A 10,452-nucleotide genomic window follows, 5' to 3' on the forward strand; every position below is an offset into this window, starting at 1 on the left:
GGACGGAGTGGGGGGACGCGGGGCCCGGCCGGTCAACTTCCAGGCCGGGCCTCCGCGGCGGCTTTTCCCGCATGCCTGGCGGGCAGGCGGAGATGGATGAGCGGAACGTCGTGTCGCGCGGCCATGGTATCTTGAGGCTCATGTCTGCTTCCGACCGGGCCCGCAACACCACCCCCTTGCCTCCAGACGTGCAGAACGATTCGCTCTGGAAGGTCGACGCCCGGAACTCAGGAGACGAAGCGCTGCACGTGACGCTGCCCTATGAGCAGGGCCGCCGCGCGTATGACGCCTCCACCGTGCGCCGCTTCCGCCTGACGGTGGTGGAGGGCACCAACTCCGGCAGCACGTGGGAGTCCACGGCGGACACCTGCTCGGTGGGCTCGCATCCGCTCAACGACTTCGCGGTGGATGACTCCACCGTGTCCCGCTTCCACTGCGAGATTCGAATCGGCGCCAAGGGACCTCAGGTGAGGGACTTGGACAGCCTCAACGGCGTCATCCTGGATGGAGTCCAGGTGATGGAGGGCGTGCTGCGCAGCGGCTCGCTCTTGCGGTTGGGCCGCGTGGTGCTGCGCTTCGACTTCAGCGCGGAGAACAACCGGCTGCCCGTGTCGGAGAGCACGCGCTTCGGCACGCTGGTGGGTGCCTCGGTGGCCATGCGCGTGTGCTTCGCGATGATGGAGCGCGCGGCCTCTCGCGACGTCACCGTGCTGCTGGAGGGCGAGACGGGCACGGGCAAGAGCCAGGCGGCGCAGGCCATCCACGACGCGGGCCGCCGCAAGGACGGGCCCTTCCTCGTCGTGGACTGCGGCGCCATCCCCGCGCACCTGTTGGAGAGCGAGCTGTTCGGCCACGAGAAGGGCGCCTTCACCGGCGCCGTCCAGCGTCGCGCCGGCGTCTTCGAGGAGGCCATTGGCGGCACCGTCTTCCTCGACGAGATTGGCGAGCTGCCCGCGGAGCTGCAGCCCAAGCTCTTGCGCGTGCTGGAGAACCGCGAGATTCGCCGCGTCGGCAGCAACACGTACCAGCCGGTGGACGTGCGGCTGATGGCGGCCACGCACCGTGACTTGCGCGCGGAGGTCAACGCGGGGCGATTCCGCTCGGACCTCTTCTTCCGGCTCGCGGTGCTGCGCATTCCCCTGCCCCCGCTGCGCCAGCGTCCGGAGGACCTGCCCCTGTTGGTGGAGGGCATCCTCGGCTCGCTGGGCGCGGAGCGGGAGCGCACCGCGTCCTTGCGCACGCCGGACTTCCTGGCGCGCCTGCGCTACGCGGCGTGGCCGGGCAACGTGCGCGAGCTGCGCAACTACCTGGAGCGGTGCCTCGTCTTCGAGGAGGCCGTGGAGCTGACCGAGGACGAGTCTCGCTCGGGCAACCCCATGGAGGTGGACCCCAGCCTCCCCTACGCGGACCAGCGCCGCCGCGCGGTGGACGACTTCGAGCGGCGCTACCTGCGCGCGCTGCTGGAGAAGCACCAGGGCAAGGTGGCCCAGGCCGCCGTCACCGCGGGCATGGACCGCGTCCACCTCTACCGACTGCTGCGCCGCCACGGCATCAAGCCGTGAAGGTCAGCGTCGACCGGTGACGCGGGACCAGATGGCTCCGCCGCCCGGCAACGGCGCGGCGTGAAAGCCCGACTCCAAACCCCTCAGCGCGGCCGCGGTGGCCACCAGCCCCGTGTCCAGGGAGTCCGCCACCCAGCCGGGAAGGTGCAGCAGGCTGCCCCCGGCGCTCGCCCGTCCCTCGGAGGCGGGCAGCCGGTCCACGTGCACGGTGATGGCCAGCTCCACGGGCCCATCCGCCGCGTCACGAGCGCCCTCCAGCAGTGACAGCGCCGCGGCCAGCACCCGCTCGCGCACCGCGCGCTCGGAGACGGCGTCGTCGGGAAGGAGCGCCAGCGCCATGAGGCAGCCGCTCCCCTCCAGCCGCACCTCCAGCCCCGCCTCCCGAGCCACCGCGCCGGTCCGCTCCAGCAGGCCATCCATGCGCTCCAGGAGCGACGCATCGGCGGCACCCGACAGCCGCGCCTCCGCGTAGAGCGCCACCGCGTGGCCCTGGGCCTCGCGCGGCTTCACGCCCCCCACCGCGCGACGAAGGTCCTCCAGCAGCACGACGACGTCCGGGTAGCGGTCCTCGCGATTCTTGGCGAGGCAGCGCAGCACCACGTCATCCAGCGCCGCGGGCACGGGGGCTCGCTCACCGGGCCGGGGCGGCGGCGCGTGCAGGTGCTGCTCTTCTACTTCGTGCCGCGTGGCGCCCTGGAAGGGAGGCTGTCCGGTGACGAGCTGGAACAGCAGCACACCCAGCGCGTACAGGTCGGTGCGGGCATCGGGCGCCTCGCCTCGAATCTGCTCCGGCGCCATGGACAGTGGAGTGCCCAGCGCGACGCCGGTATGGGTGAGTGACGAGGCGCCCGGCGAGTCCGGCGTCAGTCCCTTCGCCACGCCGAAGTCCACCAGCTTCACCAGGAGGGCCTCGCTGCTCCCGGACAGCTTCATCACGTTCTGCGCCTTCAAGTCCCGGTGCACCACGCCCGCGGCATGGGCCACCCGCAGCGCGGCGCCCACCTGCTCCAGCACCTCCAGCGCCTCGCGTGAGGACAGCGGGCCCCGCGCCGCCAGTTCCGCGGCCAGGTCCCTGCCCTCCAGCCACTCCATGGCGATGAAGGGCCTGCCATCCGGGAGCTCGCCGTAGTCGTGCACGCCGACGATGTGTGGATGACTCAGCCGCTGGAGCGTGGCCGCCTCACGCCGGAAGCGGCGCAGCGCGGTGTCCGTCGTCAACGCCGACGACTGGAGGACCTTCAGCGCGGAGGCGCCTCCGCCTCCGACGTCACGAGCACGGTAGAGGGTGGAGACGGGGCCGCGGTAGTGGACACGCTCCACCACCCAACGGCCCACCAGGGCTCCTGGCCGCAGCTCCTCGCCATAGAGCGACTCCACGCCTCCCGTCGTCATCGACTAGCGCTCCTTGCCCGGTCGAATCGTGCGAGTGCACAGCCCGTCCGGGCTCTGCGCGGCCATCCCGTCCTTCTTGGCCCGGGTCCGCGAGCTCACCGGACCGCAGGGGTCATGCAGGAACGTCGTCACGGGCTCCGTCCAGAGCAGGCCATGGATGTCCTCGCACTCCTCGTAGTCACCATCGCCGCGCACCATGGGGCCGTCGTCCACGGCGCACTTGCCCGCCTCGTTCGCGGTGTCCCAGCACGGCCCCGCCACGGTGGCCGCGCAGTTGGCGCCGGAGCCAGGCAGCGCGCAGACGCGGTACGTGGAGTAGGCCGAGCCGTTGCCCCAGGACGGGTCATAACAGGAGTACATCTTCCGGTAGATGGCGCCCTTGATGACGGCGTCGTCGCCCTTCACGACGAAGCGAGAGGGCTCACCATTTCCCCCGCGGATCTCCTCCACGTACACCTTGGTGGCCAGCGCCTCCGGTTCGAAGATGTTGCCGTAGAAGGCGCCCTCGCGAACCGCGAAGACCTGCTTCTCCGACAGCGCGTACCTCGACCTCAAGGTGTCCAACACCGCCACGGTCGCCACCCCGACCTCGTCGGAGTCCCACGCCGCGGTCATCACGCTGTAGTAGCCCCCTGCCGGGCACGTGAAGGAGACGATGGGGTCCGAGCCAGAGCAGCTTCCGTCACCCTCGCCCAGGTTGGTGGAACCGCTCGAATCGCAGCCGACGACGCCCGAGCAGACGCGCAGCACCATCTGCGCACCCGAGCTGGACCCCACCGAGGGACCGGGGCACGAAGCGGCGCCGCCCGCCCCCACCGACACCGGAGTGCCGGGAACACAGGTGCCGATGCCATCGGCCGTCCATCCACAGTCGCGCTGCGCGCCGGTGGTCTGCTCGGAACAGGGGCCGAAGCTGACGAGCTTGCTGGCCGTGCTCGGCTCGTACTCGGCGGGCTTCGTCACGGGCTCCAGGTAGAAGATGCTCGCGTCGCCCGGCACCTCGCCGCGGATGGACAGCTCCACGCGACGGCCCAGCGCGTTGTTGCGCGACAGGAGACACCCCGAGACGCGGTTGAGGCACGCCTCCGAGGGCGCCGAGTTGAGCCAGCTCGTGCACAGTCCCGCCTTGCCACCCCAGACTCGGGGGCCGGGAGTAGGACCTCGCGGGTTGTAGTACCAGAGCACCTGGTTGGGCCCCAGCGCACAGCTCACCAGGTACTCCATGAACTTCTGCGCGTCGGGGTCATGCAGTTGCTTGAGGATGCGCGGGTCTCCACCCGCCGCGCTGAAGAGGGCCGTCAGCCTCGACGTCGCCAACAACCCGTTCGCCACGGGGTTGGTGCCAATGGCGTTGAGGACGAGCGCGTCCGTGGACAGGGAGTTGGCGATGCGAATCTCCGCCTGGCTCTCGCCCACCTCGGCCTCCGGAAGGCTGGAGGGCACACCTTCGCCCCCAACACAGCCGGCCAGGACCACGAACAGCACGGACACGATTCCCGACGGGGGGCGACGGACAGTGACACCCATGGACGCTCCTCCAGTGAACAACACGCAATCAGCGAAATACCCCCTCACAGAAGCACGCCCCAGGCCAGCCCGCCGCCGGTCACCTTGCCGCCCTGAGAGCCCGCCCTGACGGGTCGTCCGCTGTGGCGGGGAGAGTCACACGGCGGAGCGTTTTTGTAGCGCCACGCGCTACACCCGCCGCGCCACGTCCTGGAGGACCGTCAGGCGGGGGCGCCATAGGGGAGCGGCCGACACGGCGCTCTCCGCCTGGGCCAGCCAGGCGAGCCCCTCGGCCAACCTGCGGGCGGCGAAGGCCGAGTGCGCGGCCTGGAGCAGCAGCTCCGCCTTCTCGTCGGGGGAGGCCAGCTCCCGCGCCTCGGCTTCCAGGGCGTGCCAGGCCTTGGCCTCGTGCTCGCCCGCACCGGCCTTGGCCTCGCGCACCTGGAGCTCCACGAGCCGGCGCATGACGGCGGTGGGAGGCAGGGAGGCCGGGGGGCAGTGGGACTCAATCCAGCGAAGCTGCCGGGACGCTTCGTCCAAATCTCCGAGCGCGGCGCCGATGCGCGCGAGCAGCAAGGCATCCAGGGGCACCGGATGATCCAGGAAGAAGCGCACTCCCAGCTCGTGCGCGCGACGCGCCAGGGGCAGCGCCTCTTCCAGCCGCCCCTGCATGTAGAGCACCTCCGCGAGGTTGAAGGTGGACCAGCGCTCCACCTGGGCATGGCCCAGCTCGCGCCCCAGTCCCATGGCGCGACGCAGGTCTTCCTCCATCCGCGCCACGTCCCCCTGCCCCAGCCACAGCAGCACGCGATTGATGAGGGTGGCGGCCAGGTGCAGCGAGTCGCCAGCGGCCTCGCAGCGACTCACGGCCTCCTCGAAGCGAGCGGAGGCCTCCTCCGTGCGCTGAAGGAAGGTCAACGCGGAGCCCAGCATCGCCAGGGCCACCACCAGCGTCTCGTGCTCGCGAGCCCCTTCAGCGCCCTCGACGACGGAGGCGAGGATGCGCGCCGCCGAGCCCCACTCTCCCTGGCGCACGTGCAGCCGCCCCCGAGCCAGCGAGCAGCGCAGCGACAGGCGCGGGTCGTCAAGCCGCTCGATTCGCTCCAACGCCTCGCGCGCGCACGCCGTCGAGCCGTCCACGTCCTCCATCCAATCGCGCGCGGTGGCCTCCTCCAGCAGCAGGTCCACGGGCAGGGACTTGTCGCCACGGCCTTCGGCCAGGGCGCGCGCGGCGGTCAGGTCTCCAATGCCTTCATGGAAGCGCTGGAGCCGGTGACGCACGCGTCCGCGGCCCGCCAGCGCGAGCGCCCGTCGCGCGCTGTCCTCCTCCGGCAGCAGCGAGAGCGCGCGGGTGTAGTGCTGCTCCGCTTCCACGGATTGATGGGCGCGGCGTGCCTCCTCGGCCAGCACGAAGAAGGCGATGGCGGCCTCCTCGTGCGCGCCACAAGCGGCGGCATGGTGGGCGCGACGGCGGCGCTCGGCGGGTGACGTGCCTGGAGTGGCCAGACGCGCGGCGGCATGCAGCGTGCGGCGCGTCGCGGGAGGGAGGAGCGCCTCGAGCGCCTCGCGCAGCAACGGATGGCGGAAGGCGAAGCGGCCCAGGCCCATGGGGCGCAGCAGGCCCGCGCGCACCAGTCGCTGCAGCCCGGCGCCCGCGTCCAGCGCGGTGGCCACGCCGACCAACTCCTCGCGAGGCTCCAGGTGTCGCAGGGCCGCGTCCACGCGAGCGACATCCAGCTCGGAGCCCAGCACCGCGCACAGGCGCGCCAGCACGCCGTGGGCATCGGGCAGTCCCGCGAGCACGCGCGTGGCGAGCCGCTGGAAGAGAGGCGTCACCGAGACGTCCAGCAGCACATCCGGGGCGATGTACCAACCTCCGCCGGGCGAGGCGCGCAGCGCGCCGGCGGTCCGCAGCGCCACGGCCAGCTCCACCAGCGACAGGGGCACGCCCTGGGCCAGTTGCTCCAGACGCGCCAACACGGGCTCGGGGATGTGCTCGGCGGGACGAAGCAGGTGCTGAAGCAGCGCGCGGCTCGCGTCGGGAGGCAGTGGAGGAAGGACGTGTCGCGACGCGTGTTCGCTGCGCTCGCCCAGGTGGGGACGCAAGCCCAAGAGCGCGGGACGCGCCACCACGCAGACCCATAGCGGAGCGCGCGCGCCCGCCAGCGTGGCCACCTCCAGCGCGTCCAGGCTGGTGGGGTCGGCCAGGTGGGCGTCGTCCAGCAACAGCACGCGAGGCGTCTCCCGCGCGCGATGTCGGAGCGCCTCCGCGAGCCACCGCGCGGCGGCGTGGCGCGCGTCGGCGAGGGGAATGGGCCCGGAGCGCGGAATCTCGGGGAGCGGCGACGCGCCCTCGCCGACGGAGGCTCGCAGCGCGTCCAGCAGGGCCTCCGGCGCGGAGACATCCGGAGCCGCCGCGCGCAGGCGGAAGACCTGGGCACGCCCCGCGGCCTCCAGTCGCATCGCGAGCGCCTCGATGACTCGCGACTTGCCCTGACCCACGTCACCGGTGAGGACCGAGAAGCCGGGCACGCCCTGCGCGAGACAGCGCGTGGCCTCGTGCTCCAGCAGGTCGACCAGCGACTCGCGCCCCACCAGCGGAGGCGGCTCCGACACGGAGCTGGACATGCCCCGGTCCAACAGCCGGAGTCGTCCACCCGTGGACAGTGAAGCGACGGGCGGCGCGGGGGCACTCACGGCCTCGGTGGCACCGGGCTCCAGTCGCGCCGCCGCGGAGGCGGTGACCCGCGTCTCGCCTGGCACCCACTCCACGGGCCACCAGTCGCCCGGCGCATCGAGAGCGGGGCCCGCGAGGCGCAGCGTGGACGTCCCCGCGAAGACATGCAGCTCCGCGAGGTGGAGGACGGCCGAGGACTCCCCCGCTTCCACCAGTCGGCGCGCGGAGAGCGCACCCGCGCGAACGTTCGCCTCGGCGGTGAGCGACTCGGCGAAGGCGAGGACATAGCCGCCGCGCCTCACGCGCGCGACGACGCCTCCTTGGGGCTCGATGGCGGCCAGCACCGCGTCGACGGACAGCGAGGACTGGAGCCCCAGCAGGGCAACATGTCGCGGACCCGAGCTCGTGAGAGGAGTCGCCGCGACGCTGGGGACGTCGACGGGCGGGACGATGCTCGTGGAGACGGCGACGTGGCACGCGGCATCGAAGGCGGCGAGCACGTCGGGTGCGCGGGCGAAGCGCTCCGTGGGGGCCTTGGCCAGACAGGTGCGGAGCACCTCATCGAGCGCGGGCGGCACCGCGAAACGCTCGGAGACCCGGGGCGGCCGCAGGCTGACGTGGCCGTGGCGGATCTGCTCGGGACTCCCGACGAAGGGCGGCGCGCCGGTGAGCAACTCGAAGAGGAGGACGCCGAGCGAGTAGATGTCGGCCGACGTGCTGGCGAGCCGGGCGTCGAGACATTGCTCCGGAGACATGTAGAGCGGCGTGCCCAACCGCTGCCCCGCGGGCGTCACGCCTGGAGGCAGGTCGTCCTCTGCGTCATCCCCCTCGACGTCATAGAAACGCGCGAGGCCCAGGTCGAGGAGGCTGAGCGTGCCTCCCTCGCGCAAGAAGACATTCTCCGGCTTGAGGTCGCGATGCGCGACGCCCACCGAATGCGTCCGCTCCAGCGCCGCGCACAGGCCTCGGAGCATCTCCCGGACGTGGGGCAGCGACGCCGCGCCCGCGCCAGGCAGCGCCGCCATCCACGCGGCGAGCGTCTGCCCGTGCAGGTGCTCCATCACCAGGAAGGGACGTCCGCGCACCACGCCATGCTCGAGCAGCTCCGGCACGGTGGGAGGCCCCACGCGGCGAAGCGCGGTGGCCTCGCGCGCGAAGCGCTCTTGATGCGGCCCATGTCCCAGCTTCAGGGCCACCTCGCGCCCGTCCGAGTCCCGATACGCGGTGAAGACCTGCGAGAAGCCTCCGCTGCCCAGCGGCGCGGCGACGCGCACGCCAGGAACGTCCGCGAGTGACAGGCCTTCGCTGGAAGGACCGCCAGGGGCTCGCGAACCGTGCACGGGACAGGCCGCGCCCGGCGAAAGGCGGCGGTGGCAGTTCGGACAGCGCATCGGTGGAACGTGACGCTACCAGAGCGCCTGAACCAGGACGATGCCGACGCCCACCAGCCCTTCGCCCGCGATGACTCCCGCGGCCAACGTCACCATGCGGCCCTCCGCTGTCGTGGATTTCACGTATCCCACCAGCGCGGCGACAAGCCCGCCGAGAAACAGACTCAGCGAGGAGGAAGGTGCGAGCAGGCACGCCAGCCCCATGCCCAGCGGCGAGGGAACCCACCGTCGCGCACGAGGAGGGAGCAGCCGCTCCGCGAGGACGAGGACCACGGCTGCGAGCGCGGCCCAACCCACGGCGGCGCGAGTCGCGGGTGCCAGCGTGCCCAGCCCCGACGACAAGACACGCGCGACGCTCGCGGTGACGAAGGCGGCGGGCGCGGGGAGGCGCTCGCCCCCCAGTGCCTCGCGGTCCGGCACGAGCAGGAAGAACAGCGGCACCACCGCGAGCGCGCCCACCCCCGAGCCGATCAACTGCGCGAGGAACAGCCGGCGGGGATTCGCACCCAGCAGGTGTCCCGTCTTCAGGTCGGTGAGCAGGTCCGCCGACGACGAGGCCGAGTTGACGGTGATGCCCGCGGTGGCGAGGTTGGCATTCACCTGGTGGGGCAGCAGGACGCCATAGGTGATTTGCGTCACCTGGCTGAGCGCGCCCACGGGAGTGGCATCCGTCTCGCCCGTGACACGACACGAGATGAGACACAGGACGAAGGACATCGCGATGGCGAGCGCCGCGTGCGCGAGGGGAACCCCGAAGCCGCGATTCGCGACGACCAGGGTCGCAGGCACCACCACGACGAGGCCCGCGAGGAGCCAGGTGCGCGGCACCTGCAAGGCATCCACGGGATGCGGCGGCGAGGCGCGACGGGAGAACATCCCCCACCAGGCGCGTCGCAGGATGCGAGCTTCGAGCAGGAACTGGAGCAACGACGCCGTGACGAGCATGGCCGCGCCAGGCCACAGGCACCACTCGAAGAAGTCCCCCTTCTCCACGGAGACAAGGCCGGAGCCGAACACGCGAGGAGCCACGAGCCCGTGGATGATGAGCGCTCCCAGCATCAGCGACGTCGTGATGCGCGGCCCGAGCAGCGCCCCCGCGCCCACGGACAACAGGCTCATGTCCAGGCCGAAGCCCAGCCGCTCCAGGGGTACGCCCCCCCACGAGCCCGGGAAGGGAATCGATGCGGGAAGCCGTCCCCACCCGTCACGGGCCGCGGTGATGAGCCCGGACAACAGGGTTCCCAATCCCAGCAGCCGCACCCGAGGCGCGGCTTCAGCCCCCGTCGAGTGCAGCGTGCGAATGGTGGTGGCGGCGGCGGCGCCGGAGGCGAAGGGAAGCTGCTCGCGGTCCACGAGCTGTCGCTTGAAGGGAACCGCAAAGAGGACTCCGAGCGCGGAGAGGAAGAAGGTCCATGCGAGGAGCGTCGGCCCGGAGGGATGCTGGCCGGTGACAATCAGCCAGGCGCCTTGCACGGAGACGAGCGCGCCGCCCGTGGCATAGCCCGCGGCAGAGGCGACCGCCTGTGCATTGCAGGTCTCCAGTGGAGACAGGGGCGCGCCGGCGAGTCCTGGAGTGAGCCGACGCAGGAGTCCATGCGAGGTATGGGCGAGCAACGCGGCGGTGACGGCGACGCCGAAGGCGAGCCCCGTCTTGAGGCCCATGTAGAGATTGGTGGCGCAGGTGATGACGCCGATGCCCGCGCCCAGCAGCACCGAGCGGAGGGTGAACTGCGGGAGTCGGTCCCCCTGGTAGACGTGGGTCAGCCAATAGGTATCCGTGGCCTCGGGTGTGTCTCCCGGAATGCTCAGCAGCGACAGGGACGCAGCGGATGGCGCCAGCGGCGGCGCCTCCTCGGCGGGCAAGTCATGCGGTGAGGGAAAGGCCATGGGCCACCCCATCTTTTCATCCCGCCCCCTCCAGCAC

General features: G+C 71.7%; 5 protein-coding genes. 1 reads left to right on the forward strand and 4 read right to left on the reverse strand.

Going from position 1 to position 10,452, the window contains the following annotated elements; genetic code table 11:
• Positions 1-140 precede the first annotated feature (140 nt).
• Entirely contained in the window at positions 141-1,562 is a 1,422-nt protein-coding gene (locus tag HUW62_RS42285; RefSeq protein ID WP_176437658.1) for a sigma 54-interacting transcriptional regulator, read from the forward strand.
• A gap of 3 nt (positions 1,563-1,565) precedes the next feature.
• On the opposite strand, the gene HUW62_RS42290 is transcribed toward HUW62_RS42285, so the two are convergent.
• The 4 genes from HUW62_RS42290 to HUW62_RS42305 all read right to left on the reverse strand — a co-directional run bounded on the left by HUW62_RS42290 (position 1,566) and on the right by HUW62_RS42305 (position 10,415).
• The gene (locus HUW62_RS42290) at positions 1,566-2,954 is read right to left on the reverse strand and encodes a serine/threonine-protein kinase (RefSeq protein WP_176437659.1); all 1,389 of its coding nucleotides are present in this window, start codon (positions 2,952-2,954) and stop codon (positions 1,566-1,568) included.
• Between the two features lie 3 nt (positions 2,955-2,957).
• Positions 2,958-4,481, reverse strand: a complete 1,524-nt coding sequence (locus tag HUW62_RS42295) for a hypothetical protein (RefSeq protein ID WP_176437660.1) — start codon at positions 4,479-4,481, stop codon at positions 2,958-2,960.
• Between the two features lie 168 nt (positions 4,482-4,649).
• Positions 4,650-8,528: a serine/threonine-protein kinase gene (locus HUW62_RS42300; RefSeq protein WP_176437661.1), complete on the reverse strand. Its 3,879-nt coding sequence runs from the start codon at positions 8,526-8,528 to the stop codon at positions 4,650-4,652.
• 15 nt (positions 8,529-8,543) lie between these two features.
• Complete coding sequence (locus HUW62_RS42305; RefSeq protein ID WP_176437662.1) at positions 8,544-10,415, reverse strand: OPT family oligopeptide transporter; 1,872 nt, start codon at positions 10,413-10,415, stop codon at positions 8,544-8,546.
• Positions 10,416-10,452: the final 37 nt, after the last annotated feature.

The organism is Myxococcus sp. AM011 (assembly GCF_013372595.1).
In the GTDB taxonomy this organism is placed as follows: domain Bacteria; phylum Myxococcota; class Myxococcia; order Myxococcales; family Myxococcaceae; genus Myxococcus; species Myxococcus eversor.